Source organism: Streptomyces sp. NPDC025806 (genome assembly GCF_055558275.1).
Genome location: NZ_JBVHMU010000011.1, coordinates 167,283 through 190,573 on the forward strand (window position 1 = coordinate 167,283; position 23,291 = coordinate 190,573).

Below are 23,291 nucleotides of genomic sequence, written 5' to 3' on the forward strand. Positions count from 1 at the left end.
AGTCCTGCGGGCCGAACGGTGCGCGGCGGGGGATCGTGGTTGAGCCGCCCACGACAACAGGCGGCGACCCACCAGGGGGCGATCGGAAGGCGCGGGCTCATGGCGACTTTGTGCAGACCAGCTGTCTCCGTACCGGAACACGTGATCACCATGGAGGAGACCCTCGCACTGGCGCGCACCCACCATGAGGGACACCCTCAACTCCCGCTGGCGCTGCGCCTGATCGAGAACACGGGCGTGCGGACGCGGCACATCGTGCAGCCCATCGAGGAGACCCTCAAGCACCCCGGCTTCGAGGAGCGCAACGCGCTCTACCAGGCGGAGGCGAAGGCACGCGTGCCCGCCGTGGTGCGCCGGGCGCTGGAGGACGCGGAGCTGCGCGCCCAGGACATCGACGTGATCATCTACGTGTCGTGCACGGGCTTCATGATGCCGTCGCTGACCGCGTGGCTGATCAACGAGATGGACTTCTCCAGCGACACCAGACAGATACCCATAGCCCAGCTGGGCTGTGCGGCGGGCGGCGCCGCGGTGAACCGGGCGCACGACTTCTGCACCGCCTACCCGGAGGCGAACGCGCTGATCGTGGCCTGCGAGTTCTGCTCGCTGTGCTACCAGCCGACCGACCTGGGCGTCGGTTCGCTGCTGTCCAACGGACTGTTCGGCGACGGGGTCGCCGCGGCGGTCGTGCGGGGATCGGGCGGCACGGGGATCGCGCTGGAGCGCAACGGCTCGTACCTCATCCCGAAGACCGAGGACTGGATCGCGTACGACATCCGGGCCACGGGCTTCCACTTCCTGCTCGACAAGCGGGTGCCCACCACGATGGAGCCGCTCGCACCGGCGCTCCAGCAGCTCGCGGGGCTGCACGGCTGGAACGCGTCCGAGCTGGACTTCTACATCATTCACGCGGGCGGTCCGCGCATCCTGGACGACCTCAGCAAGTTCCTCCAGGTGCCGCCGGACGCCTTCCGGTTCAGCCGGGCCACCCTCACCGAGTACGGCAACATCGCCAGCGCCGTCGTCCTGGACGCGCTGCGCCGCCTCTTCGACGAGGGCGGCGCGCACCCCACGGCCCGCGGGCTGCTCGCCGGGTTCGGGCCCGGGATCACCGCGGAGATGTCGCTGGGCCGCTGGAGCCGCCCCACCGATCGATCCGGGCTCGCGGAGGCCGCCGTATGACAGAGAAGACCACCGAGACCGCCACCCGCCCGCCGGTCCGCGAGTGGCCCGCCCTGGACCTCCACGGCGTCGACTTCGACCCGGTGCTCACCCGGCTGATGCGCGAGGGTCCGGTCACCCGGATCCAGCTGCCGAACGGCGAGGGCTGGGCCTGGCTCGTGACGCGCCACGAGGACGTCCGCACGGTGACGAACGATCCGCGCTTCAGCCGTGCGGCCGTGATGGGCCGTCAGGTGACGCGTCTGGCCCCGCACTTCATCCCGCAGGCGGGCGCCGTCGGTTTCGCCGATCCGCCCGACCACACCCGGCTGCGGCGCTCGGTCGCCGCCGCGTTCACCGCACGCGGGGTCGAGCGGCTGCGGGCGAGCGCGCGGAGCATGCTCGACGAGATGGTGGACGCTCTGCTGGCCGACGGCCCGCCGGCCGATCTCACGGAGCGGCTGCTCGCCCCGTTCCCCATCGCCGTGATCTGCGAGCTGATGGGTGTGCCGACCGCCGACCGTCATCTGATGCACACGTGGACGCAGTTGATCCTGTCGTCCGCGCACGGCGCGGAGGTCAGCGAGCGCGCCCGCAACGAGATGTCGGCGTACTTCACGCACCTGGTGCGCTCGCGCTGCGACAGTACCGGCGAGGACGTCACCTCCTTGCTGGGCGCCGCCGTCGCGGCCGGTGAGATCACCGAGGACGAGGCGGTCGGCCTCGCGGTCCTGGTGCAGATCGGCGGCGAGGCCGTCACCAACAACTGCGGCAACATGGCCTACGTACTGCTCACGCGCCCCGATCTGGCGGCGCGCCTGCGGGCGGAGCCGGACCTGCGCCCGCAGGCCATCGACGAGCTGCTGCGCTACATCCCGCACCGCAGCGCGGTGGGCCTCTCACGCATCGCCCTGGAGGACGTCGACGTCGCGGGGGTTCGCATCAGTGAGGGCGACGCGGTCTACGTCTCCTATCTCGCGGCCAATCGCGATCCGGACGTGTTCCCGGACCCCGACCGCATCGACTTCGACCGCACCCCGAATCCGCACGTCTCCTTCGGGTTCGGACCGCACTACTGCGTGGGCGGCATGCTGGCGCGGCTGGAGTCGGAGCTCCTCGTGGACGCGCTGCTGGACCGCTTCCCCGATCTGCGGCTCGCCGTGCCCGCCGAGGAAGTGCCCTTCCGCAAGGGCGCGTTGATCCGTGGTCCGGAGGCGATGCCCGTGACGTGGTCGGAGAGCGGATGACCGCTCTGACGCCCGCGGAGGGGCTGCTGGTGCCGCCGGGTCACGGACGGACCGTGGAGACGGCGGCGCAGCAGGTCACCTTCAAGGTCACCGGCGACCATTCCCGCATGGCGTCGAGCTTCGAGGTGGTGGTGCCGCCGGGGTTCGACGTCGGCGCCCATGTGCACACCCGGAGCGAGGAGTTGTTCTACGTCCTGGAGGGCGAGCTGGACGTGCTCGCCTTCGAGCCGCGGATCAGGACGCCGGACCACTGGCAGCGCTGGCGCTCGCCCTCGGGCGGCGGGGTCGTGCGGGCCACCCCGGGGACGGTCATCGTGGTGCCGCCGGGGTGCCCGCACGCCTTCGCCAACCCCACGGGGAGCCCGGCGAAGATGTTCTTCCAGGCCTCTCCCCCGCCGGACCACGAGCGGTACTTCGAGGAGCTCCTCGACATCCTGGCGTCGGACGGCCCGCCCGACCACACCGCCATCGAGGAGCTGCGGTCCCGCTACGACATCGAGCAGCTGACCCCGCTGCGGCACGGGGCACTGCCGTGAAGCAGCTCGAAGGGAGGGTGGCGCTCGTCTACGGCGCCGGCGGCGCTGTCGGGGGCGCCGTCTCCCTGGCGTTCGCGCGGGAGGGCGCCACGGTGTTCCTCGCCGGGCGCTCGGCCGAGCCGGTCGAGCGGACCGCCGACGCGATCCGGGCAGCCGGCGGGAGCGCGGAGGCCCATCTGGTCGACGCGCTGGACGAGCGGGCCGTGGGCGGCTTCGTGGACGCGGTCGCGCGGCGCACCGGACGGATCGACATCTCGTTCAACCTGATCGGCGTCGGCGACGTGCAGCGGCATCTCATGGAACTGAGCGCCGAGGAGTTCGTGGCGCCGGTCGAGAACACGATGCGGACGCAGTTCCTCACCACGCGGGCGGCGGCGCGGCACATGGTGGCGCGCGGGTCGGGCGTGGTGCTCGCGTTCGGCGGCTCGGGACCGCAGACCCAGCCGGGGCTCGGCGGCTTCAAGGTGTCGCTCGACGCCCTGGAGGGGCTGCGCCGGCAGTGGGCCTGCGAGCTGGGGCCCGCAGGGATCCGGGTCGTCACGCTGAAGACGGGCGGGATCCCCGAGAGCCTGCCCGAGGACTTCGAGGGGCGCACGGAGCTGGCGGAGCAGCTCCGCGAGCCCACCCTGCTCGGCCGTACGGCGACCCTCGCCGACGTGGGCGAGGTCGCCGCGTTCGTCGCCTCGGACCGGGCCCGCACGATGACGTCCGCGACCGTGAACATCTCGTGCGGGGCCCTGGTCGACTACTGAGGCGGCCCCTGGGAACCAGCGGATCTCTAGCGGATCGGCATCCCCGAGAGGGTGCGGGCGATGACCAGGCGCTGGATCTCGCTCGTGCCCTCGAAGATCGTGTAGATCGCGGCGTCGCGGTGCATGCGCTCCACCGGGTACTCGCGCGTGAAGCCGTTGCCACCGAGGATCTGGACGGCCTGGGCCGTGACCTTCTTGGCGGTCTCGCTCGCGAACAGCTTGGACATGGAGCCCTCGGCGTTCTCGAACTTCTTGCCCGTGGTCGCCATCCAGGAGGCGCGCCACACCAGGAGACGCGCGGCGTCGATCGAGGTGCGCATGTCGGCGAGCTGGAAGGCGACGCCCTGGTTGTCGATGATCGGGCGGCCGAACTGCTCGCGGGTCTTCGCGTACTCCAGCGCCTCCTCGTAGGCGGCGCGGGCGGTGCCGACGGCCATGGCGCCGACGGCCGGGCGGGAGGCCTCGAAGGTGGCCATGGCGGCGTTCTTCACGCGCTCGCCGCCCGACTTGGCCTTCTCACGCGCGCGGGCGAGGCGCTCGTCGAGCTTCTCCTTGCCGCCGAGCAGGCAGGAGCCGGGCACGCGCACGTTCTCGAGGACGACCTCGGCGGTGTGCGAGGCGCGGATGCCGTGCTTCTTGAACTTCTGGCCCTGGGAGAGGCCCTCGGTGTTCGGCGGCACGATGAAGGAGGCGTGGCCCTTGGAGCCGAGCTCCGGGTCCACGGAGGCGACCACCACGTGGACGTTGGCGATGCCGCCGTTCGTCGCCCAGGTCTTGGTGCCGTTCAGGACCCACTCGTCCTTGGCCTCGTCGTAGACGGCGCGCGTGCGCATGGCGGCGACGTCGGAGCCTGCGTCCGGCTCGGACGAGCAGAAGGCGGCCACCTTCACGTCGTTCGCGTCGCCGTACATCTGCGGGATCCAGGTGCCGATCTGCTCCTCGGTGCCGTTGGCGAGGACGCCGACCGCGGCGAGGCCCGTGCCCACGATCGACAGGGCGATGCCCGCGTCGCCCCAGAAGAGCTCCTCCATGGCCATCGGGATGCCGAGGCCGGTCGGGTCGAAGAACTGCTGCGCGTAGAAGTCCAGGGAGTAGATTCCGAGCTTGGCGGCTTCCTGGATGACCGGCCAGGGGGTCTCCTCGCGCTCGTCCCACTCGGCGGCCGCGGGGCGGATCACATCGGCGGCAAAACCGTGAAGCCAGTCACGGACTTCCTTCTGCTCGTCGTTGAGATCCATCGTGAACTCGGCCATGACCCCTCCAGGGCTGCATACACTGCATGCGTTACTTGCGGTAACAAGAGTCTGTTACTCACGAGTAGCTCGTGTCAACCGCCGAGAACGCGTTCGATGCCCGACATTCGCCGGGTGTTACCTTTCGCGTGCGTCAAGCCATCGCACGGGCGGGGAGATCCTCATGGAGACCACACAGCGGACCCATCAGCGCGCGGACCAGCAGTCCGCCGCCGAGCGCCGGCGGCGTGAGCTGCTCGAGGCCGCCGACCGCGTGGTGCTCCGCGACGGCCCCGGCGCCTCCATGAACGCGATCGCCGCCGAGGCGGGCATCACCAAGCCGATCCTGTACCGCCACTTCGGCGACAAGGGCGGTCTGTACGCGGCCCTCGCCAAGCGGCATACCGACGCGCTGCTCGCCTCCCTTCGGGCCGCGCTCGACGCTCCCGCGGCCCGCCGCCAGCGCGTGGAGTCGACGCTCGACACCTACCTCGCCGCGATCGAGGCCCGCCCGCAGGTGTACCGCTTCCTCATGCACCCGGCCGAGGGCTCCTCGGCCGACACCGGCTTCGACGTCGGCCGGCACTCGGCGCCGCTCCTGCGGCGCATGGGCGAGGACCTCGCGGACGTCATCGAGGAGCGCGTGGACCTCGGGCCCGGCGGACAGCAGCTCGCGCGCATGTGGGGCCACGGGATCGTCGGCATGATGCACGCCGCGGGCGACTGGTGGCTCGGCGAGCGCCCGTGTTCCCGCGCGGAGCTGGTCCACGGCCTCGCGGACCTCCTGTGGGGACGCCTCGCGGCCGCGGGCGACAAGGTGGGCGGCCCCGGCTTCTGACCGGGCCGCCCTTCGCCGGGCGGACTATCCGCCGACCCGCGCCCAGGGAGCCCTGGCCGCCTGGCGCATCACCTTGCGGTGCCGCCAGCCGGTGACGCGGTCCGCGTAGATACGCCCCTCCAGGTGGTCGCACTCGTGCTGGAGACAGCGGGCGAACCATCCTGTGCCGTGAATCACCACAGGATCTCCCTGAACATCCACGCCCTCCACGCGCGCGTGGTCGAAACGCGGCGTCCCCGCCTCCAGTCCGGGCAGCGAGAGACAGCCCTCGGGGCCGCGGATCTCGATGCCGTCGGCCTCGACCAGACGCGGGTTCACCACGTGCCCCACGTGGCGCACATCGTCGTCGTCCTCACAGTCGTAGACGAAGACCCGCAAGGACTCCCCCACTTGATTGGCCGCCAGACCGACCCCCTGGGCGGCGTACATCGTGGCGAACATGTCCTCCACAAGACGCGCGAGTCCGGGACCGAAGTCCGTCACGTCGGCGCAGGGTTCCCGCAGTACGGGATCGCCGAGGAGGGTCAGGGGTCGTACGCGCCCTGAGGCGCCCGGGATCGAGCCGTGTCGCATGGCCGTAAGGGTACGGTCCGGTACAAGCCTCCCCGTGCTGGTGGTGCCGCTGTTCGGGCTTGTCGGTGAGTCTCGATAGGCTGAGGCGGAAAAGCGATGCCGGGGGCAGGCGCGGCGCCGTACGCAAGGAGGACCCAGGAAGATGGCAGGCAACTCGGAGTCGATGACTCCGCGGGCCAAGCTGGCCGTGACGGCGGGCAAGGCCGCGGCGGCGGTCTCGCGCGCGGCGGGCCGTGGCAGCGGCTCGGTGATCGGTGGCAAGGTCGCGCTCAGGCTCGACCCCGAGCTGCTCGGACGGCTCGCCCAGCACCTGGACGTCGTGCTCGTCTCGGCGACGAACGGCAAGACGACGACCACGCGCCTGATCGCGGAGGCCCTCCGCGCGAGCGGCGAGGTCGTGTCGAACGCGCTGGGCGCGAACATGCCCGCCGGGATCACCTCGGCCCTGGCCGGTGGTTCCGAGGCCAAGTTCGGCGTCATCGAGGTCGACGAGAAGTACCTGGCCGGCGTCGCGCGCGACACCAGCCCGAAGGCCATCGCGCTGCTCAACCTCTCGCGCGACCAGCTCGACCGCGCCGCCGAGACCCGCATGCTCGCCGAGAAGTGGCGCGAGGGCCTCGCCGGCTCGAAGGCGGTCGTGATCGCCAACGCGGACGACCCGCTGGTCGTCTGGGCCGCCTCCTCCTCGCCGAACGTCGTGTGGGTCGCGGCCGGCCAGGAGTGGAAGGACGACGCCTGGTCCTGCCCCGCCTGCGGCGGCGTGATGCAGCGCCCCGGTGACGACTGGTTCTGCGGCGAGTGCGGCTTCCGCCGTCCGACCGCGAGCTGGGCGCTCCAGGGCGACTACGTGCTGGACCCGCACGGCTCCGCCTGGCCGATCCACCTCCAGCTGCCCGGCCGCGCCAACAAGGCGAACGCGGCCACGTCCGCCGCCGTCGCCGCCGTCTTCGGAGTGCCGCCGCAGGTGGCCCTGGAGCGCATGTACCAGGTGCAGGCCGTCGCGGGCCGCTACGACGTCGTCCAGTTCATGGACCGTGACCTGCGGCTGCTGCTCGCCAAGAACCCGGCGGGCTGGCTCGAAACGTTTACCCTCATCGACCCGCCGCCGACCCCGGTGATCCTCTCGGTGAACGCGCGGGGCGCGGACGGCACCGACACCTCCTGGCTGTGGGACGTGGACTACACGCGTCTGGCCGGGCACCCGATCTGCGTGATCGGTGACCGCAAGCTCGACCTCGCGGTCCGGCTCGAGGTCGCGGGCCTGGACTTCCGGGTCTGCGAGACGCTCGACGAGGCGGTGCAGATGCTGCCCCAGGGCCGGATCGAGCTGATCGCCAACTACACCGCGTTCCAGGACGTCCGCCGCCGCGTCGGCAACTGACCCGCCCCGACGAGAAGACAGCGGAAACAGCTAAGGATGAGCATGAGCGACAGCAGCCTGCGTCTCGTGTGGGTCTACCCCGACCTGCTGAGCACCTACGGCGACCAGGGCAACGCCCTGGTGGTGGAGCGGCGCGCCCGCCAGCGCCGTCTGAACGTCGAGCGCTACGACGTGCGCAGCGACCAGCCGATCCCCACCTCCGGCGACATCTACCTGATCGGTGGCGGCGAGGACCGTCCGCAGCGGCTCGCGGCCGAGCGGCTGCGCCGTGACGGCGGCCTGCAGCGCGCGGTGGGCAACGGCGCGATCGTCTTCTCCGTGTGCGCCGGCTACCAGATCCTCGGCCACGAGTTCATCAACGACCTGGGCGAGCGCGAGCCCGGCCTCGGTCTGCTCGACGTGGTCTCCACGCGCGGCGAGGGCGAGCGCTGCGTCGGCGACGTGCTGGCCGACATCGACCCGCAGCTGAACCTGCCCCCGCTGACCGGTTTCGAGAACCACCAGGGCGTCACGCACCTGGGCCCCACGGCCCGCCCCTTCGCCCGCACCCGCATCGGCCGGGGCAACGGCACGGGCGACGGCACCGAAGGCGCCTTCAACGACACGGTGTTCGGCACCTACATGCACGGGCCCGTGATGGCGCGCAACCCGCAGATCGCGGACCTGCTCCTGAAGCTGGCCCTCGATGTGAACGCGCTGCCGCCGGTCGACGAGCAGTGGTACGAGGCGTTGCGCAACGAGCGGATCGCGTCCGCCACGGCGCAGCCCGCCTAGGCCTGCGGAACCCTTCGCGTACGCACCTTCGGGGCAGCCCCGCGCCCATATGAGCGGGGTTGTCCAGCAGTCGGACGCCCCGTACGGCGGGGCCCCCGGGCGCCGATAAGGTACGGGGGTCCAGCCGGACGGCGTGGTCCGGTCATCGGCCCACGTTTGCAAAGGTATTGCGGGCTTATGCGTATTGGTGTCCTCACCTCCGGCGGAGACTGTCCCGGACTGAACGCGGTGATCCGCTCGGTCGTGCACCGAGCCGTCGTCGACCACGGCGACGAGGTCATCGGCTTCCACGACGGGTGGAAGGGTCTGCTCGAGTGCGACTACCGCAAGCTCGACCTGGACGCCGTCGGCGGCATCCTGGCCCGCGGCGGCACCATCCTCGGCTCCTCCCGGGTCCAGCCCGCACATCTGCGGGACGGCGTCGAGCGCGCCAAGGGCCACGTCGCCGAGCTCGGGCTCGACGCGATCATCCCCATCGGCGGTGAGGGCACCCTCAAGGCGGCCCGGCTGCTGTCCGACAGCGGCCTGCCGATCGTCGGCGTCCCGAAGACCATCGACAACGACATCGCTGTCACCGATGTGACCTTCGGTTTCGACACGGCCGTCGGGGTCGCCACGGAGGCGCTCGACCGGCTCAAGACCACCGCCGAGTCGCACCAGCGGGTGCTGATCGTGGAGGTCATGGGGCGGCACACCGGCTGGATCGCCCTGCACTCGGGCATGGCGGCCGGCGCGCACGCCGTCGTCGTCCCGGAGCGCCCCTTCGACATCGAGGAGCTGACCCGCAAGGTCGGCGAGCGTTTCGAAGCGGGCAAGAAGTTCGCGATCGTCGTCGCCGCGGAGGGCGCCAAGCCCCGGGCCGGCTCGATGGAGTTCGACGAGGGCGGCAAGGACGTCTACGGGCACGAGCGCTTCGCGGGCATCGCCCGTCAGCTCTCGATCGAGCTGGAGCAGCGCCTCGGCAAGGAGGCGCGTCCGGTGATCCTCGGGCACGTCCAGCGCGGCGGCACCCCGACCGCGTACGACCGGGTCCTCGCGACGCGGTTCGGCTGGCACGCGGTGGAGGCCGTCCATCGCGGCGAGTTCGGGCGGATGACGGCGCTGCGCGGCACGGACATCGTGATGGTGTCGCTGGCCGAGGCCGTGGAGACGCTCAAGACGGTCCCCGACGAGCGCTACGCCGAGGCGGAGTGCGTGCTCTGAGTCACCGCTTCTTCTACGCTCCGCGCTCTTTTTAGTTGTTCTTTGTAGTGAGCTGCCCCCGGCCGAAGTCCCGGCCGGGGGCAGCTCTAGTCTGGTGGCGCACAATCCGTACGAAACGAGCAACAGGAGCCGGCGGATGGATCACAGCGGGCACGGCATGAACATGGATCTGCCGCCGTTCACGCTGGGGCGTGGCCTGGGCTGGTCGGCCGACCCCTTCTTCCTCATCGGCTGTCTGGTCGCCCTCGGCCTGTACGGCTGGGCCGTCGTGCGCCTCGCGCGCCGCGGTGACAAGTGGCCGGTGTCGCGCACCCTGTCGTTCCTCGTGGGCGTGCTCACCATCGCCGTGGTGATGTGCACGAAGCTGAACGACTACGGGATGGTCATGTTCAGCGTGCACATGGTGCAGCACATGGTGATCAGCATGCTGTCGCCGATCCTGCTGCTCATGGGCGCACCCATCACGCTCGCGCTGCGGGCGCTGCCGGTCGCGGCGAAGCGCGGCAGCAAGGGTCCGCGCGAGCTGCTCCTGATGCTGCTGCACAGCCGCTACATGCGGATCATCACGCATCCCGCGTTCACGATCCCGCTGTTCATCGCGAGCCTGTACGCGCTGTATTTCACTCCCCTCTTCGACTTCCTGATGGGGTCGAAGGTCGGGCACATCGGCATGATGGTGCACTTCCTCGCCGTGGGTCTGGTGTTCTTCTGGCCGATCATGGGCGTGGACCCGGGCCCGCACCGGCCGGGCTACGTGATGCGGATGCTGGAGCTGTTCGCGGGCATGCCGTTCCACGCGTTCTTCGGCATCGCGCTGATGATGGCGAGCACCACGATGGTGGGCACCTTCGACAACCCGCCCGCCTCGCTCGGAATCGATCCGCTGGCGGACCAGACGGCGGCGGGCGGCATCGCGTGGGCGTTCAGCGAGGTCCCGTCGGTCCTGGTGCTGCTCGCGCTGCTCTTCCAGTGGAAGAAGTCCGAGGACCGGCAGGCGCGCCGCCAGGACCGCAAGGCGGACCGGGACGGGGACGCGGAGCTCGCCGCGTACAACGCCTACCTGGCCTCGCTGAACACGCGCGGACAGTAGCGCCGCGGCCCGTCGCCGGGTGACTATGGCCTTCTGGCCGCGGTTCGGGCGCCGCACACCGTCGTACGCCGTCCCGGGCTGCCGGGAGGAGTGCGCGATGCCCGGATCGACGAAGACGATGGGTGCCTTCACCGTCGGCGGCCTGGTGGCCGTGACCGCGTACACGGTGGCGCTCGGGAGCAACGGCTGGCTCTGGTTCGGCTGGGTCGTGCTCGGCCTGATCACGGTGGCGATGGTGGCCTCACGCAGCGCCTGAGCCGGCCTCGGCGCCGCCCGGATCAGAAGCGGAAGACGTCCCCGGTCGAGGCCTCCAGCGTGCAGGCGTTCGTGAAGGTCCTGCGCCAGTTGACCGTACGGCCCGCGAAGGTTCCGTGCGCGGCGGCGGTGACCGGGGCGTTCTCCTCTGTGCAGCGCCACGGCTGCCCCTCCAGCGCGTCCAGGTCGCCGTCCGCGGCGGCGAGCGCGGCGCAGGACTCGGCGGCGTACGGGTGGTGGCCCGCCGGGACGGGCGTGCACTCCAGGCGGACGCCGCGGGTCCAGGTCTCGCCGTCGCCGGAGACCGTGAGGTACAGGCCGTCGAGGGGTGCGGGTTCGGCGGCCCCGGCGGCCGGGGCGAGCGCGCCGAGTGACAGCAGCGCGGCAGTGGCGAGGTGCAGGGTCCGCATGCGGGCCTCCCGAATACAGGACGACAAGGTGGGACCAGAGCACTCCTCCCACGGCGTCCGGCCAAAGGGACGCGCCGTGCGAACCGGGCAGTGGGCCCGAAAGGGCTCTCGCGCCGTCGCCGAGGATTGACTACTGTGCGCACGCATCACAGCTCTTCATGGGGTGTGCGCACCACATGCGATCCACGGGGGAAGGCGACCGGCGATGTTCTACCGACTGCTCAAGTACGTGCTGCTCGGGCCACTGCTGCGGCTGATGTTCCGGCCGCGGATCGAGGGCCTGGAGCACATTCCGGACTCGGGCGCCGCGATCGTCGCCGGCAACCATCTGTCGTTCTCGGACCACTTCCTGATGCCGGCGATCCTGAAGCGCCGGATCACGTTCCTGGCGAAGGCGGAGTACTTCACGGGTCCGGGGATCAAGGGCCGGCTGACGGCGGCGTTCTTCCGCAGCGCGGGCCAGATCCCGGTGGACCGCTCGGGCCGGGAGGCGGGCCAGGCGGCGATCCGCGAGGGGCTCGGCGTGCTGGGGCGCGGTGAGCTGCTGGGCATCTACCCGGAGGGCACCCGCTCGCACGACGGCCGCCTCTACAAGGGCAAGGTCGGCGTCGCGGCGATGGCGCTCGGCGCCGGGGTGCCGGTGATCCCGTGCGCGATGATCGGCACCTTCGAGGCGCAGCCGCCGGGCCAGAAGATCCCGAGCCTGCGCCGGGTGACGATCCGCTTCGGCCGTCCGCTGGACTTCTCCCGGTACGCGGGCATGGAGGGCGAGAAGGCGATCCTGCGCGCCGTCACCGACGAGATCATCTACGCGATCCTCGAGCTGTCCGGTCAGGAGTACGTGGACCAGTACGCGGCGGTGGCGAAGGCGGAGGCCGAGGCGGCCGCCGCCAAGTCCCGCAAGTTCCCACGCATGCCGCTGAGCTGAGCCGGCTCACCGCTCTGCGCTGAGCAGAAAACGCTCGGTCCCTGGCGGGCCGGGCGCATACGGTCGCGGCATGAAGACGGCATTGGTGATCGGTGGAGCGGGACAGATCGGGCGGCCCGCGGTGCGGGCGCTCGCGGAGGACGGCTGGGCGGTGACGGCGGCGTCGCTGAGCGGGAACCGGGACGCGGCGTGGCCCGACGAGGTGCGCTCGGTGCGGCTCGACCGGGACGACGACGCGGCGCTGGCCGCCCTGGTCGGCGACGGCGTGGACGTGGTCGTGGACATGGTGGCGTTCGAGCCGCGGCACGGGCGGCAGCTCGCGGCGCTGGCCGGGCGGATCGGCTCGGCCGTGGTGGTGTCCAGCGGCGCGGTCTACGAGGACGAGCAGGGGCGGGGTTTCGCCACGCAGGAGGAGCCGGACGGGATGCCGGTCTATCCGGTGCCGATCCCGGAGACCTGGCGGACGGTGGCCCCCGCCGACGAGGGGTACGGGCCGCGCAAGGTGCGGATCGAGCAGGATCTGCTGGCGCTCGGCGAGAAGCTGCCGACGACGATGATCCGGGCGTCGGCGGTGCACGGCCCGCACTGCCGCACGCCGCGCGAGCTGTACTTCGTGAAGCGGAACCTGGACGGGCGGCGCACGCGCGTGCTGGCGTACCGCGGCGAGTCCCGCTTCCACCCGGCGAGCGTGTACAACCTGGCGGAGCTGGTGCGGCTGTCCGCGCGGCGCCCCGGCTCGCGGGTCCTGAACGGGGCGGACCCCGACTCCCCCACGGTCGCCGAGATCGGCGCCATGATCGACGCCCTGATGGGTGTGGAGACCGAGACGGTGCTGCTGGACGGTGCTCCGCCGGCGCCGACCGTCGGGGACAACCCGTGGGGCATGCCGAACCCGGTGCTGATGGACATGACGGCGGCCCGCGAGGAGCTCGGCTACGAGCCCGTCACCACGTACGTGGAGGCGCTCCCGGAGACCGTGGAGTGGCTGACGCGGCGCATGACGGAGGAGCCGGACTGGACGGTGGGCTTCCCGAAGATGGTGCGGAACTACACGACGGGGCTGTTCGACTACGCGGCCGAGGACGCCTGGCTCGCGTCGCGCGGCTGAGCCGCGGGCGCCCACGCGGCCGGCCCGGCCCCCGCCGCAGTGGCGGGGACCGGGCCGGTCGTGTGCGTGGTGCTCAGTGAGCCGTCACGGCTTGGGCGTGGCGTGCGGGGCGCACGTCACGTCCTTGTCGTCCACCTTGCCCGTGAGCAGGTAGGTGTCGACCCGGTCGTTGATGCAGGGGTTCGTCAGGCCCGTGACGCCGTGCGAGCCGGCGTCCTTCTCGGTGATGAGACGGGAACCCTGGAACCGCTTGTGCAGCTCGACGGCGCCGTCGTACGGCGTGGCGGCGTCGCGCTCCGACTGGACGATGAGGACCGAGGGCAGACCCTTGCCGGTCTTCACGTTCAGCGGGGTCTGCTGCTTGGTCTTCCACGTGGCGCACGGGAGGTTCATCCACGCGTTGGCCCACGTCATGAACGGGTACTGCTGGTGCAGCTCCGTGTTGTCGCGGTCCCAACGCTGCCAGCTGGTCGGCCACTTGGCGTCGGCGCACTCCACGGCCGTGTAGACCGCGTTGCCGTTCTCGGAGGACGCGTTGCCCTTGGTGTCCGACATGTCGGGGGCGGCGGCGTCGACGAGGGCCTGGGTGTCACCGGCGACGTACTTGCTCCACACCTGGGCGGTGGGCACCCACGCGGAGTCGTAGTACGGCGCGCTCTGGAAGAAGCTGATGAGCTCGGCCGGGCCGACGACCCCGCCGATGGGGCTCTTCTTCGCGGTCGCGCGCAGGGTCTCCCACTGCTTCTGGACCTTGTCGCGGGTGTCGCCGAGGTGGTAGGTGGCGTCGTTCTTGGCGACCCAGTCCTGCCAGTCCTTCCAGCGGCCCTCGAAGGCGATGTCCTGGTTCAGGTTCGCCTGGTACCAGATGTTGTCCTTCGCCGGGTTGACGACGGAGTCGACAATCATGCGGCGGACGTGGCCCGGGAAGAGGGTGCCGTAGACGGCGCCGAGGTAGGTGCCGTATGAGACGCCCAGGTAGTTGAGCTTCTTCTCGCCGAGGGCGGCACGGATGACGTCGAGGTCACGCGCGGTGTTCGGCGTCGTCATGTGCGGCAGCATCTCGCCGCTGCGCTCGTAGCAGCCGTCCGCGTACTCCTTGGCGAGCTTGCGCTGGGCAAGCTTGTCCGCCTCGGTGTCGGGGACCGGGTCGGCCTTGGGCGCCTTGACGAACTCCTGCGGGTCGATGCAGGAGATCGGGGCGGAGTGGCCGACACCACGCGGGTCGAAGCCGACGAAGTCGTACGCCTTCGCCATCTTCGCGTAGATCGGGTTCTTGTTGGTCACGCGCGTCGGGAAGCGCATGCCCGAACCGCCGGGGCCGCCCGGGTTGTAGACGAGCGAACCCTGTCGCTCGTCCTGGGTGCCGGTGCTGCCGACGCGGTCGACGGCGAGCTTGATCTGCTTGCCGTTCGGCCGGGCATAGTCGAGCGGGACGGTGACCCATCCGCACTGGATCGGGGAGGCGAAGCCCCAGTCCGCGGGACAGTCCTTCCAGTCGATGCCCTGCTTCTCCGCGCGCGCGGCGGCCAGAGCGGCTCCGCGTGCCTCGCGGTCGTAGGACGTCTGACCGCTCTTCTGCGGCGCCGCGTTGGCGGCGGGGGCGCTGACCGCGCCCGCTATCAGCGCCGCGGCCGCAAAGGCGCCCGCGGAGCCGATCACCACCTTCCGGCTGCCGCGACTCGTCTGTCGAGTCCGTCTCAAGTGAGCCCTCCCGCACATCGATTCGATCGTTACGTCGATCGTGTTGCTGATCGGTAGCCGGATCCTGTCGTGCGCGCGGGAGTTCGAACAGGGTTGACGGGCGTTCTTTACCAATCCGATAAACGGTATAACTCGTCCCGGTGAGCGGTCAGGTGAGCCGGGCGAGCGCCAGGTCGAGCGTCCGGCGCAGCCGCAGCCCGTCCGGCGCGACGGCGGTGACCAGCACGGCGGGGCCCGCGAGCGGGGTCAGCGCGGCCGTGCCCGCCTCGTCGAGCAGGCAGGCCGCGGGCTTGTCCCGTTCGAAATCCGGACGTACGACCACGAGTTGCCCCAGCGCCCGGTGGCCCGCGAGGACGGCCGGACCGTCCCAGCCTCCGGGCGCGCCGGGACCGCAGGCCAGCTCCTGGTCGAGCAGCGGCCGGCCCGCACGCCACACGGTCAGACGGCTGGTGAGCCGTCCTGGTTGCTCGCCGGCCCGGCCCAGCATCTGTTCCTCGCGCAGCACGAGGTGCGCTCCGGGTGCGAGCTCCGCGCGCGTGGTGACGCGCAGGTCGCTGCCGCCGGCCGAGATCAGCTGCTCGGGCAGCCAGTCGAGGCGGGCCCCGTCCGCGACCGTGAGCCGTACGTCCTGGCGGGCCTCGCCCCCGGACTGGCCGGGCAGCGCGATCGTCGCGGCGACCGATCCGACGTGCAGGTGAGCGTCCTCCTGGGCGTGCGCCTCGAAGGTGGCGTGGTCGCCGCCCAGCGGGCCGCCCATGGCGCCGACCAGCAGGACGCGGGCCTGCGTCCCGGCGCCGCGGGTGCGGCGCAGCGCGAACGAGCCCTCGCTCTCCAGGACCGGCAGGGCCGTGCCGCCCCGGCCGTCACCGCGTGCGACGACGCGGGCGACGGACCGGACGCCGGCCCGGACCTGACGGACGCTCACGCGGCGGTCCAGGCGGCGATGCGCTCCCGCACCCAGCCGGCCACCTCTCCGACGCCGTCCTCGGCGCGCAGCGACTGGAAGACGACGGGGAGCCCGCCCCGCTGCTTCTCGGCGTCGGCGGACATCCGGTCGAGGTCGGAGCCGACATGCGGGGCGAGGTCGGTCTTGTTGACGACGAGGAGGTCGGCGGTGGTGACGCCGGGGCCGCCCTTGCGCGGGATGTCGTCGCCGCCCGCGACGTCGATGACGAAGATCTGGGCGTCGACGAGGCCCTTGGAGAAGGTGGCGGTCAGGTTGTCGCCGCCGGACTCGACGAGGACCAGGTCGAGCGGGCCGACCTCGTCCTCCAGGTCCTCGACGGCCTCCAGGTTGGCGGAGATGTCGTCGCGGATGGCGGTGTGCGGGCAGGCGCCGGTCTCGACGGCGGTGATCCGCTCGGGCGGCAGGACGGCCTCGCGCAGCAGGAACTCGGCGTCCTCGCGCGTGTAGATGTCGTTCGTGACGACGGCGAGGGACAGTTCGTCGCGCAGGGCGCGGCACAGCGCGGCGACGGTCGCGGTCTTGCCGGACCCCACGGGCCCGCCGAGCCCGATGCGCAGGGCGCGCCGGTTCCCGTCGGGCCGCCGGGCGTCGGCGGAGACGGCGGACGCGTCGTCGTGAGCGTGACCAAGGTGCATGAGCTCTTCAACTCCAAACAGAAAGACCCCCCAACCCGTCCGGCACTTGAGGACGAGCCTGTCCAGGCCGAGGGGGTCCGGGGGCGCAGCCCCCGAATCAGTGACAGAAAGGTGGCGGGCGGCGGACGCGCACCCCTAGGACGCGCACCCCTAGGACGCGAACAACCGCACAGCCCAAGCGGCATGCGCCTCCGCGCTGATCTCCAGCAGGGGCGCCGACCCGGCGGGCAGCACGTCGACCCCTTCGTCGACGGCCGACCGTGCCGCGTCCGCCGCGTCCCGTACGACCAGGTCCAGCTCGGGGGCGAGCCGGGCGAGCACACGGGTCGCGTCGAACGGGTCGAGGCTGAGCAGCCGTACGACGGCGGTCGCGGGCCCGCCGACCCCCTCGTACGCGGAGCAGTACGCGGCGTCCTCGGGACCGAGCCCGGCGGCGCGGGCGGCGAGGCCGAGCACGACGGGCTGGTGGGCCCCCTTGGGGAACTTAGCGGCCAGGGCGTCGAGTTCGGGGTCCGGCCAGGTGGCACGGGCGGCCCGCATCAGTTGCCGGCCGAGTCTGCGGGCGGCGGTGCGCAGGGCTTCGGAGGGGGTGCGGGCGTCGGCCGCGGTGTCGAGCGCGACGGGGTCGACGCCGAGCGCGGCGGCCGCGGCGAGGGCCGCCGCGGCCAGGCCGCTGGTGTGCAGCCGGCCGCGGCAGAACTCCTCCAGGCTCGCGGCGTCGGTGATGCGGCCCGCCTTGACGGCGGCCTCCGCCCCGCCGGAGTGCGCGTGCCCTCCGGCGGGGAAGCGGCCGTCGGCCAGGACGAGCAGGGCGGCGCGTGTCATGAGGCGGGCACGCGCCCCTCAGAAGAGGAAGTACCGCTGGGCGAGCGGCAGTTCCGTGGCGGGTTCGGGCTCGACGAGTTCGCCGTCGATGGTCACCGCGAACGAGTCCGGGGCGACCTCGACGCGGGGCAGCGCGTCGTTGTTGACCATGTCGGCCTTGGTACGGCCGCGCGTCGAGCGGATCGGCACGAACGCGCGCCCGAGGCCGAGGCGCTCCGGCAGCCCGTCCTCGATCGCCGCCTCGGCGACGAAGTTGAACGAGTTGGCGGCGGGCGCCGCGCCACGGGCCCCGAACATCGGGCGCGGCAGGACCGGCTGCGGGGTGGGGATGGAGGCGTTGGCGTCGCCCATCTGCGCGTAGGCGATCTGGCCGCCCTTGAGCACCACCTGCGGCTTCACGCCGAAGAACTTCGGGTCCCACAGCACGAGGTCGGCGAGCTTGCCGCTCTCGACGGAGCCGATCTCGTGCTCGATGCCCTGGGAGATCGCCGCGTTGATCGTGTACTTGGCGACGTAGCGGCGGGCGCGGGCGTTGTCGGCGCGGGTGTCTCCGGGCAGGAAGCCGCGGCGGCGCTTCATCACGTGCGCCGTCTGCCAGGTGCGCATGATGACCTCGCCGATGCGGCCCATGGCCTGCGAGTCCGACGACATGATCGAGATGGCGCCGAGGTCGTGCAGGATGTCCTCGGCCGCGATGGTCGTGGGACGGATGCGGGACTCGGCGAAGGCCAGGTCCTCCGGCACCGCGGGGTTGAGGTGGTGACAGACCATCAGCATGTCGAGGTGTTCCTCGACCGTGTTGACGGTGTGCGGCCGGGTCGGGTTGGTGGAGCTCGGCAGCATGTGGGGCAGCGACACGGCCGTGATCATGTCGGGTGCGTGACCGCCGCCCGCGCCCTCGACGTGGAAGGCGTGCAGGGTGCGTCCGGCGATGGCGTCGAAGGTGTCCTGGACGAATCCGGCCTCGTTCAACGTGTCGGTGTGGACGGCGAGTTGGGCGCCGGACTCCTCGCAGACGTCGAGACAGGCGGAGATCACGGCGGGGGTGGCGCCCCAGTCCTCGTGGATCTTGAAGCCGAGGATGCCGGCGCGCAACTGGTCGCGCATGGACTCCTTCGACATCGTGTTGCCCTTGCCGAGGAAGCCGATGTTGACGGGGCTGTGCTCCATGGCGGCGAACATCCGGGCCAGGTGCCAGGATCCGGGCGTGACGGTGGTCGCCTTGCTGCCCTCGGCGGGGCCGGTGCCGCCGCCGATCAGCGTGGTGACGCCGGCGGCGAGGGCCTCGTCGACGATGGTCGGCGAGATGAAGTGGATGTGGGTGTCGATGCCGCCGGCGGTGAGGATCTTGCCGTTGCCGGCGAGGATCTCGGTCTCGGGGCCGATGACGAGGTCGGGGTGGACGCCGTCCATCGTGTCGGGGTTGCCGGCCTTGCCGATCCCGGTGATGCGGCCGTCGCGGATGCCGATGTCGGCCTTGACGACGCCCCAGTGGTCGATGATGACGGCGCCGGTGATCACGGTGTCCGGGGTGCCTTCGGCGCGGGTGGCGCGCGACTGCCCCATGGACTCACGGATGACCTTGCCGCCGCCGAAGACGGCCTCGTCGCCGGAGCGGCCGGGGCCGCCCGAGCGGTCCTCCTCGATCTCGACCAGCAGGTCCGTGTCGGCGAGCCGGATACGGTCGCCGGTCGTGGGGCCGAACAGGTCGGCGTAGGCGGCGCGGGACAGTTCAGGCATCGAGGGGACCTCCGGTCTCACCGCGCAGGCCGGGGACGACGCGGCGTCCGGCGAGGGGGACGAGTTCGACGTCGACGGGGATGCCGGGCTCGAAGCGGACGGCCGTTCCGGCGGCGATGTTGAGCCGCCGGCCGCGGGCCGCGGCACGGTCGAGGTCGAGGCCGGGGTTGGCCTCGGCGAAGTGGTAGTGGGAGCCGACCTGGATGGGCCGGTCGGCGGCGTTCAGCACCGTCATACGTATGACGTCGCGGCCCTCGTTGACCACGACGGGTTCGTCGGCGTAAAGGATCTCTCCGGGAATCAAGGTGTCGTCCGCTCCCGTCAGATGATCGGCTCGTGCACGGTGACGAGCTTCGTCCCGTCGGGGAACGTCGCCTCGACCTGGACGTCGTGGATCATCTCGGGGATGCCGTCCATGACGTCGTCCCGGGTGAGCACCTTGCGTCCGGACGCCATGAGTTCGGCCACGGTGCGGCCGTCGCGGGCGCCCTCGAGGATGTGCGAGGTGAGGAGCGCGATCGCCTCGGGGTGATTGAGTCTCACCCCGCGGGCTCGGCGCTTCTCGGCCACGTCGGCGGCCACATGGATGAGCAGTCTTTCCTGCTCGTGCGGGGTCAGTTGCACGCGTCCCACCTCAGTCCTTCACTCCGGACCGTGCGGGGCCCGGCTGCCGCGGCCACCGCGACGGGGTAACCAGCACTTATAGATGTAACACACATCTAATGTGCGCGATCTTGCGCACCCCGGATACGAAAACCCCTGGTGACGTGGGCCGGAAGGCTAATACGGAGGAGTTTCAACGAGGTTAACCGTCGCTTGACCGTCTCATTGCCGGGACAAGGTGAGCCCCTGACCAACGGACCTCGGGACCGGCGGACCTCGGGTCTAGCGGACCTCGGGGCCCCGATGTTCTGCGGCGATACCGAAGCGCTGCCGTTCGCCCGGAGCGGACGACAGAGAACCCAGACGAGCGACGGTCGAGATGACGGGCTCCTCGACGGACTCGCCCGCCGGGGCCCCGAGCTCTTCGAGTCGCTCCAGGTCGGCGGCCGATACGAGGGCGACGAGCGGCTTGCCGTGCCGGGTGACGACGACGCGCTCGCCGCCGTACACCACGCGATTGATCAGATCGGCGAGCTCAGCTCTCGCTTGCGTCACCGGAATCTCGTAGGCCATGCTCCCCATCGTACGTCATGTACGTCCTGTACATTTTTTACAGGCAGACCACCGGGACACCACCGGCACACCGCCGGGCAGAGCCCTACGAGCAGCGGAGGCGACCGCCATGACCCGTCCGACCAGTCGTTACGTTCTGCCGGAGTTCACCGAGCGCACGAGCGCGGGACAGCGCACGCTCGACCCCTACTCCAAGCTCCTGGAGGAGCGCATCGTCTTCCTCGGGACGCCGATCGACGACACGTCGGCGAACGACGTGATGGCGCAGTTCATGCACCTCGAGTACCTGGCGCCCGACCGGGACATCGCGCTGTACATCAACTCCCCGGGCGGCTCGTTCAGCGCGATGACCGCCATCTACGACACGATGCAGTTCGTCAGCTGCGAGGTCGCGACGACCTGCCTGGGGCAGACGGCCTCGGTCGCGGCCGTGCTGCTCGCGGCCGGGGCGCCGGGGAAGCGCACGATGCTGCCGGGCGCCCGCGTGGTGCTCGACCAGCCGGCTCTGCCGGAGCCGGTCCAGGGGCAGCCCACCGACCTGGAGCTCCAGGCGCGGGAGATCGTGCGGATGCGCGAGCAGTTGGAGGAGATGCTCGCGCGGCACTCGTCCCGGTCCAGGGACCAGGTGCACGCGGACATCGAGCGGGACACGGTCCTCACGGCCGAACAGGCCCTGGAGCACGGTCTGGTGGACCAGGTCGTGCAGAGCCGCAAGACGTCGGCGCAGAGCACGCCCGGGCGGAGGTGACCCGTCGATGTACCCACCCGAACTGCCGCCCCTGCCCGCGCTGACACGGGCCGAGTGCGAGCTGATCGACCGCTATCTGGAGGTGGTCGATCTGATCGCGCGGATCAATCCGGCGCGGGGCGACGACACCTATCGGGGGCTGCGCGCGGCACAGGCCCTCGTCAGCCGGGCGACCGAACTGCGGGACGCGCTCGACCTGATGCACCGGCGGGGCGAGAGCCAGGTCCACGCGTCCACCCTCGCCCGCGCGCTGCGGGTCCTCGACGGCGAGAGGCGGACACAGAGGGTCACCTTGCCGCCCGAAACGGTCGGTTGAGGACCTTTGCGGTCATCGGCAGCTCGAAACGGCTCGAACTGTCTGCGGGGCGACCCAAACGAGCCAGAAGAGGTACCCCCGTTCGGCGTAGACGGTCGTACGCACATAGGGGCCGAAGGAGTTGCGCCAGAACTGTAGGCGGACAGCGGAATCTTCGGTTCCGCCGCTGGTGCGGGCATGGTCGGCCCCCTCGACAGAAGATCGAATGCCGCACTGTCCACCTGAACGGATCAAAGGTGAGGAGCCTCACTTACCGCTGGTTCAGCTCGGATTTCACGACACGAGTGCGTCAAGATCCCTTCCGACGACAAGCCCCCGCCACAGCGGCGGGGCGGTCCGTGCGGACGCCGAGTCCTGCCGCCGCACGGATGCCAGGTCGACAGAAGTGCATCGGCAGGAGTGGAGGACCCAGGCACGACGGGCCGCCGCCGCAGCTCAGCCGGAGTTGCGGACGAGGGGCCCTTGGGGTGAAGCCGCGTTGTGCGGCCGGGCATCTTCGCCAGTCCGAACCCGACAGGTCATCCTTCGCAGGCGGTTGACGAAGGGTTGCGCATGACTGCGCTCAATCGTGTTCCCTCGCTGCTCAGCCGGGCCGGAACGGCCTCGGCCCTCACCCTCGCGGTCGCCGGAGCGGGGCTGATGGTCCCCGGCGCGGCGGCCGAGGCCTCGGCCGCGACCGCCTCGGCCAAGGCGCTGCAGATCGCGGCTTCGAAGAAGGGAGCGCCCTACCGGTGGGGCGCCACCGGGCCGCACCGGTTCGACTGCTCCGGACTGACGCTCTACTCGTTCAAGCGCGCGGGCAAGAGTCTGCCCCGCACGGCCGCGCAGCAGTACAACAAGACCCGCCACGTCTCGGCCTCCACCCGCAAGCAGGGTGACCTGGTGTTCTTCCATTCGGGCCGCAGCGTCTACCACGTCGGCATCTACGCCGGGAAGGGGCGCATCTGGCACTCCCCCAAGACCGGGGACGTCGTGCGGCTGCAGAAGATCTGGACGAAGAGCGTCTGGTACGGCCGGGTGCGCTGAGGCCCGCCGCACGGCCGCCCGGGGGTCGTGAGGGGTTGAGACCCGCGCCGGCGGATACCCATGCGTCATGGACGACGAGCGCAACGAGACGCCGCTGGAGCGGGCCGACCGCAACTTCGGTGAGCTGCTGCAGGAACTGCGCGTCATGCAGACCGGGGTGCAGTTCCTGTTCGCCTTCCTGCTCACCCTCGCGTTCACGGCCCGCTTCCCGTCCCTGGACACCGTGCAGCGGGCCACGTACGTGACGACGCTGCTCCTCGCCGTCCTCGCGGCTGCCCTGCTGACCGCGCCGGCGGCCGTGCACCGGGTCCTGTTCCACCTGGGAGCGAAGCCGCAGATCGTCCGGGTGTCCTCACGGCTCGCGGCCTGCGGCATGGGGGCGCTGGTGCTCGCCCTGAGCGCTTCGGTGCTCCTGGTGGTCGACGTGACGCTGAACCGCGCCGCGGGCATCGCGGCCGGCGTGGGCACCTTCGTCGTGTGCGCGGGCCTGTGGGCGGTCATGCCGTGGCTGCTGCGGCGGGCGCTCGTCAGGCGGCGAGCGGCTCCACCGGCGGAAGGCACGTCCGAGGGGCACGGGCGCTCCCGGTGACGGTCTCCCGGCCCGTGGTGCGGCGCCGCGGGGCGTTCCGGCGGTCCCGGGCGTTCCGGGCCGCTCTGAGGCGCGGAACG

The 23,291-nt window shown here is 71.2% G+C and carries 27 protein-coding genes and 1 riboswitch; of the genes, 16 read left to right on the top strand and 11 right to left on the bottom strand.

What is annotated here, in order from left to right:
* Positions 1-99 precede the first annotated feature (99 nt).
* Genes ACZ4E1_RS25265 through ACZ4E1_RS25280 form a run of 4 tightly spaced genes read left to right on the top strand, consistent with a single transcriptional unit; the run spans position 100 to position 3,696 of the window.
* A complete protein-coding gene (locus tag ACZ4E1_RS25265) occupies positions 100-1,182 on the top strand; it encodes a type III polyketide synthase (RefSeq protein WP_467542889.1) in 1,083 nt (360 codons plus the stop codon).
* Positions 1,179-2,408 carry a cytochrome P450 gene (locus tag ACZ4E1_RS25270; RefSeq protein WP_467542892.1) on the top strand — a complete coding sequence of 410 codons (1,230 nt, stop codon included), beginning with the start codon at positions 1,179-1,181 and terminating at the stop codon, positions 2,406-2,408. Before ACZ4E1_RS25265 ends, ACZ4E1_RS25270 begins: the two co-directional genes overlap by 4 nt.
* A complete protein-coding gene (locus ACZ4E1_RS25275; RefSeq protein WP_467542895.1) occupies positions 2,405-2,944 on the top strand; it encodes a cupin domain-containing protein in 540 nt (179 codons plus the stop codon). The genes ACZ4E1_RS25270 and ACZ4E1_RS25275 overlap by 4 nt, the downstream gene beginning before the upstream one ends.
* Complete coding sequence (locus tag ACZ4E1_RS25280; protein WP_467542898.1) at positions 2,941-3,696, top strand: SDR family NAD(P)-dependent oxidoreductase; 756 nt, start codon at positions 2,941-2,943, stop codon at positions 3,694-3,696. The genes ACZ4E1_RS25275 and ACZ4E1_RS25280 overlap by 4 nt, the downstream gene beginning before the upstream one ends.
* 26 nt (positions 3,697-3,722) lie before the next feature.
* On the opposite strand, the gene ACZ4E1_RS25285 is transcribed toward ACZ4E1_RS25280, so the two are convergent.
* Complete coding sequence (locus tag ACZ4E1_RS25285) at positions 3,723-4,949, bottom strand: acyl-CoA dehydrogenase family protein (protein WP_467542901.1); 1,227 nt, start codon at positions 4,947-4,949, stop codon at positions 3,723-3,725.
* A gap of 163 nt (positions 4,950-5,112) precedes the next feature.
* Here ACZ4E1_RS25285 and ACZ4E1_RS25290 point away from each other — a divergent pair, with 163 nt between their 5' ends.
* Positions 5,113-5,766, top strand: coding sequence for a TetR/AcrR family transcriptional regulator (locus ACZ4E1_RS25290; RefSeq protein ID WP_467542904.1), 654 nt, complete (start codon positions 5,113-5,115; stop codon positions 5,764-5,766).
* 24 nt (positions 5,767-5,790) lie between these two features.
* Here ACZ4E1_RS25290 and def read toward each other — a convergent pair whose 3' ends face one another.
* Positions 5,791-6,339 (bottom strand): peptide deformylase, encoded by a 549-nt coding sequence (def, locus tag ACZ4E1_RS25295; RefSeq protein WP_467542906.1) that lies wholly within the window; start codon positions 6,337-6,339, stop codon positions 5,791-5,793.
* Positions 6,340-6,481: 142 nt separating this feature from the next.
* On the opposite strand from def, the gene ACZ4E1_RS25300 reads away from it, so the two are divergent.
* The 5 genes from ACZ4E1_RS25300 to ACZ4E1_RS25320 all read left to right on the top strand — a co-directional run bounded on the left by ACZ4E1_RS25300 (position 6,482) and on the right by ACZ4E1_RS25320 (position 11,043).
* The gene (locus ACZ4E1_RS25300) at positions 6,482-7,720 is read left to right on the top strand and encodes a MurT ligase domain-containing protein (protein WP_467542909.1); all 1,239 of its coding nucleotides are present in this window, start codon (positions 6,482-6,484) and stop codon (positions 7,718-7,720) included.
* A 42-nt stretch (positions 7,721-7,762) separates the two neighbouring features.
* The gene (locus ACZ4E1_RS25305) at positions 7,763-8,494 is read left to right on the top strand and encodes a type 1 glutamine amidotransferase (RefSeq protein WP_399128223.1); all 732 of its coding nucleotides are present in this window, start codon (positions 7,763-7,765) and stop codon (positions 8,492-8,494) included.
* Positions 8,495-8,671: 177 nt separating this feature from the next.
* Positions 8,672-9,697 (top strand): 6-phosphofructokinase, encoded by a 1,026-nt coding sequence (locus ACZ4E1_RS25310; RefSeq protein WP_467542911.1) that lies wholly within the window; start codon positions 8,672-8,674, stop codon positions 9,695-9,697.
* Positions 9,698-9,833: 136 nt separating this feature from the next.
* Positions 9,834-10,787, top strand: a complete 954-nt coding sequence (locus tag ACZ4E1_RS25315; protein WP_467542913.1) for a cytochrome c oxidase assembly protein — start codon at positions 9,834-9,836, stop codon at positions 10,785-10,787.
* 97 nt (positions 10,788-10,884) lie between these two features.
* Positions 10,885-11,043 (top strand): hypothetical protein, encoded by a 159-nt coding sequence (locus tag ACZ4E1_RS25320; RefSeq protein WP_188340237.1) that lies wholly within the window; start codon positions 10,885-10,887, stop codon positions 11,041-11,043.
* A gap of 22 nt (positions 11,044-11,065) precedes the next feature.
* Here ACZ4E1_RS25320 and ACZ4E1_RS25325 read toward each other — a convergent pair whose 3' ends face one another.
* Entirely contained in the window at positions 11,066-11,452 is a 387-nt protein-coding gene (locus tag ACZ4E1_RS25325) for an SSI family serine proteinase inhibitor (RefSeq protein ID WP_467542916.1), read from the bottom strand.
* A gap of 205 nt (positions 11,453-11,657) precedes the next feature.
* Here ACZ4E1_RS25325 and ACZ4E1_RS25330 point away from each other — a divergent pair, with 205 nt between their 5' ends.
* Both ACZ4E1_RS25330 and ACZ4E1_RS25335 read left to right on the top strand, forming a co-directional pair.
* Positions 11,658-12,380, top strand: a complete 723-nt coding sequence (locus ACZ4E1_RS25330; RefSeq protein ID WP_467542919.1) for a lysophospholipid acyltransferase family protein — start codon at positions 11,658-11,660, stop codon at positions 12,378-12,380.
* A gap of 70 nt (positions 12,381-12,450) precedes the next feature.
* Positions 12,451-13,488 (top strand): NAD-dependent epimerase/dehydratase family protein, encoded by a 1,038-nt coding sequence (locus tag ACZ4E1_RS25335; protein WP_467542921.1) that lies wholly within the window; start codon positions 12,451-12,453, stop codon positions 13,486-13,488.
* A gap of 84 nt (positions 13,489-13,572) precedes the next feature.
* Here the strand turns inward: ACZ4E1_RS25335 and ACZ4E1_RS25340 are convergent, their stop codons facing one another.
* The 8 genes from ACZ4E1_RS25340 to ACZ4E1_RS25375 all read right to left on the bottom strand — a co-directional run bounded on the left by ACZ4E1_RS25340 (position 13,573) and on the right by ACZ4E1_RS25375 (position 20,532).
* Complete coding sequence (locus ACZ4E1_RS25340) at positions 13,573-15,189, bottom strand: alpha/beta hydrolase (RefSeq protein WP_467542923.1); 1,617 nt, start codon at positions 15,187-15,189, stop codon at positions 13,573-13,575.
* Positions 15,190-15,337: 148 nt separating this feature from the next.
* Positions 15,338-16,114 carry an urease accessory protein UreD gene (locus ACZ4E1_RS25345; RefSeq protein ID WP_467542925.1) on the bottom strand — a complete coding sequence of 259 codons (777 nt, stop codon included), beginning with the start codon at positions 16,112-16,114 and terminating at the stop codon, positions 15,338-15,340.
* Positions 16,111-16,791 (bottom strand): urease accessory protein UreG, encoded by a 681-nt coding sequence (gene ureG, locus ACZ4E1_RS25350; RefSeq protein ID WP_467542928.1) that lies wholly within the window; start codon positions 16,789-16,791, stop codon positions 16,111-16,113. Before ureG ends, ACZ4E1_RS25345 begins: the two co-directional genes overlap by 4 nt.
* Positions 16,792-16,941: 150 nt before the next feature.
* A complete protein-coding gene (locus tag ACZ4E1_RS25355; RefSeq protein WP_467542931.1) occupies positions 16,942-17,616 on the bottom strand; it encodes an urease accessory protein UreF in 675 nt (224 codons plus the stop codon).
* Positions 17,617-17,634: 18 nt separating this feature from the next.
* Positions 17,635-19,356 (bottom strand): urease subunit alpha, encoded by a 1,722-nt coding sequence (locus tag ACZ4E1_RS25360; protein ID WP_467542934.1) that lies wholly within the window; start codon positions 19,354-19,356, stop codon positions 17,635-17,637.
* Positions 19,349-19,660 carry an urease subunit beta gene (locus ACZ4E1_RS25365; protein ID WP_467542937.1) on the bottom strand — a complete coding sequence of 104 codons (312 nt, stop codon included), beginning with the start codon at positions 19,658-19,660 and terminating at the stop codon, positions 19,349-19,351. The genes ACZ4E1_RS25360 and ACZ4E1_RS25365 overlap by 8 nt, the downstream gene beginning before the upstream one ends.
* A gap of 17 nt (positions 19,661-19,677) precedes the next feature.
* Positions 19,678-19,980: an urease subunit gamma gene (locus tag ACZ4E1_RS25370; RefSeq protein WP_188340228.1), complete on the bottom strand. Its 303-nt coding sequence runs from the start codon at positions 19,978-19,980 to the stop codon at positions 19,678-19,680.
* Positions 19,981-20,241: 261 nt separating this feature from the next.
* A complete protein-coding gene (locus ACZ4E1_RS25375; protein ID WP_467542941.1) occupies positions 20,242-20,532 on the bottom strand; it encodes a type II toxin-antitoxin system Phd/YefM family antitoxin in 291 nt (96 codons plus the stop codon).
* 109 nt (positions 20,533-20,641) lie between these two features.
* Here ACZ4E1_RS25375 and ACZ4E1_RS25380 point away from each other — a divergent pair, with 109 nt between their 5' ends.
* The 4 genes from ACZ4E1_RS25380 to ACZ4E1_RS25395 all read left to right on the top strand — a co-directional run bounded on the left by ACZ4E1_RS25380 (position 20,642) and on the right by ACZ4E1_RS25395 (position 23,211).
* Positions 20,642-21,280, top strand: a complete 639-nt coding sequence (locus ACZ4E1_RS25380) for an ATP-dependent Clp protease proteolytic subunit (RefSeq protein ID WP_467542943.1) — start codon at positions 20,642-20,644, stop codon at positions 21,278-21,280.
* A gap of 7 nt (positions 21,281-21,287) precedes the next feature.
* Positions 21,288-21,596, top strand: coding sequence for a hypothetical protein (locus ACZ4E1_RS25385; RefSeq protein ID WP_467542945.1), 309 nt, complete (start codon positions 21,288-21,290; stop codon positions 21,594-21,596).
* A 422-nt stretch (positions 21,597-22,018) separates the two neighbouring features.
* Positions 22,019-22,145: riboswitch (cyclic di-AMP (ydaO/yuaA leader) on the top strand.
* A 3-nt stretch (positions 22,146-22,148) separates the two neighbouring features.
* Positions 22,149-22,622: a C40 family peptidase gene (locus ACZ4E1_RS25390; RefSeq protein WP_467542947.1), complete on the top strand. Its 474-nt coding sequence runs from the start codon at positions 22,149-22,151 to the stop codon at positions 22,620-22,622.
* 67 nt (positions 22,623-22,689) lie between these two features.
* Positions 22,690-23,211 (top strand): DUF6328 family protein, encoded by a 522-nt coding sequence (locus ACZ4E1_RS25395; RefSeq protein ID WP_467542949.1) that lies wholly within the window; start codon positions 22,690-22,692, stop codon positions 23,209-23,211.
* The last annotated feature ends 80 nt before the right edge of the window (positions 23,212-23,291 follow it).

What these genes read in the sequence shown, in the direction of transcription:
- ACZ4E1_RS25335 (WP_467542921.1), top strand. Translation starts at nt 12,451, where the DNA reads ATGAAGACGGCATTGGTGATCGGTGGAGCGGGACAGATCGGGCGGCCC.
- ACZ4E1_RS25325 (WP_467542916.1), bottom strand. Translation starts at nt 11,452, where the DNA reads ATGCGGACCCTGCACCTCGCCACTGCCGCGCTGCTGTCACTCGGCGCG.
- ACZ4E1_RS25315 (WP_467542913.1), top strand. Translation starts at nt 9,834, where the DNA reads ATGGATCACAGCGGGCACGGCATGAACATGGATCTGCCGCCGTTCACG.
- ACZ4E1_RS25320 (WP_188340237.1), top strand. Translation starts at nt 10,885, where the DNA reads ATGCCCGGATCGACGAAGACGATGGGTGCCTTCACCGTCGGCGGCCTG.
- def (WP_467542906.1), bottom strand. Translation starts at nt 6,339, where the DNA reads ATGCGACACGGCTCGATCCCGGGCGCCTCAGGGCGCGTACGACCCCTG.
- ACZ4E1_RS25290 (WP_467542904.1), top strand. Translation starts at nt 5,113, where the DNA reads ATGGAGACCACACAGCGGACCCATCAGCGCGCGGACCAGCAGTCCGCC.
- ACZ4E1_RS25305 (WP_399128223.1), top strand. Translation starts at nt 7,763, where the DNA reads ATGAGCGACAGCAGCCTGCGTCTCGTGTGGGTCTACCCCGACCTGCTG.
- ACZ4E1_RS25275 (WP_467542895.1), top strand. Translation starts at nt 2,405, where the DNA reads ATGACCGCTCTGACGCCCGCGGAGGGGCTGCTGGTGCCGCCGGGTCAC.
- ureG (WP_467542928.1), bottom strand. Translation starts at nt 16,791, where the DNA reads ATGCACCTTGGTCACGCTCACGACGACGCGTCCGCCGTCTCCGCCGAC.
- ACZ4E1_RS25355 (WP_467542931.1), bottom strand. Translation starts at nt 17,616, where the DNA reads ATGACACGCGCCGCCCTGCTCGTCCTGGCCGACGGCCGCTTCCCCGCC.
- ACZ4E1_RS25375 (WP_467542941.1), bottom strand. Translation starts at nt 20,532, where the DNA reads ATGGCCTACGAGATTCCGGTGACGCAAGCGAGAGCTGAGCTCGCCGAT.
- ACZ4E1_RS25395 (WP_467542949.1), top strand. Translation starts at nt 22,690, where the DNA reads ATGGACGACGAGCGCAACGAGACGCCGCTGGAGCGGGCCGACCGCAAC.
- ACZ4E1_RS25300 (WP_467542909.1), top strand. Translation starts at nt 6,482, where the DNA reads ATGGCAGGCAACTCGGAGTCGATGACTCCGCGGGCCAAGCTGGCCGTG.
- ACZ4E1_RS25390 (WP_467542947.1), top strand. Translation starts at nt 22,149, where the DNA reads ATGACTGCGCTCAATCGTGTTCCCTCGCTGCTCAGCCGGGCCGGAACG.
- ACZ4E1_RS25330 (WP_467542919.1), top strand. Translation starts at nt 11,658, where the DNA reads ATGTTCTACCGACTGCTCAAGTACGTGCTGCTCGGGCCACTGCTGCGG.
- ACZ4E1_RS25310 (WP_467542911.1), top strand. Translation starts at nt 8,672, where the DNA reads ATGCGTATTGGTGTCCTCACCTCCGGCGGAGACTGTCCCGGACTGAAC.
- ACZ4E1_RS25270 (WP_467542892.1), top strand. Translation starts at nt 1,179, where the DNA reads ATGACAGAGAAGACCACCGAGACCGCCACCCGCCCGCCGGTCCGCGAG.
- ACZ4E1_RS25385 (WP_467542945.1), top strand. Translation starts at nt 21,288, where the DNA reads ATGTACCCACCCGAACTGCCGCCCCTGCCCGCGCTGACACGGGCCGAG.
- ACZ4E1_RS25285 (WP_467542901.1), bottom strand. Translation starts at nt 4,949, where the DNA reads ATGGCCGAGTTCACGATGGATCTCAACGACGAGCAGAAGGAAGTCCGT.
- ACZ4E1_RS25380 (WP_467542943.1), top strand. Translation starts at nt 20,642, where the DNA reads ATGACCCGTCCGACCAGTCGTTACGTTCTGCCGGAGTTCACCGAGCGC.
- ACZ4E1_RS25265 (WP_467542889.1), top strand. Translation starts at nt 100, where the DNA reads ATGGCGACTTTGTGCAGACCAGCTGTCTCCGTACCGGAACACGTGATC.
- ACZ4E1_RS25360 (WP_467542934.1), bottom strand. Translation starts at nt 19,356, where the DNA reads ATGCCTGAACTGTCCCGCGCCGCCTACGCCGACCTGTTCGGCCCCACG.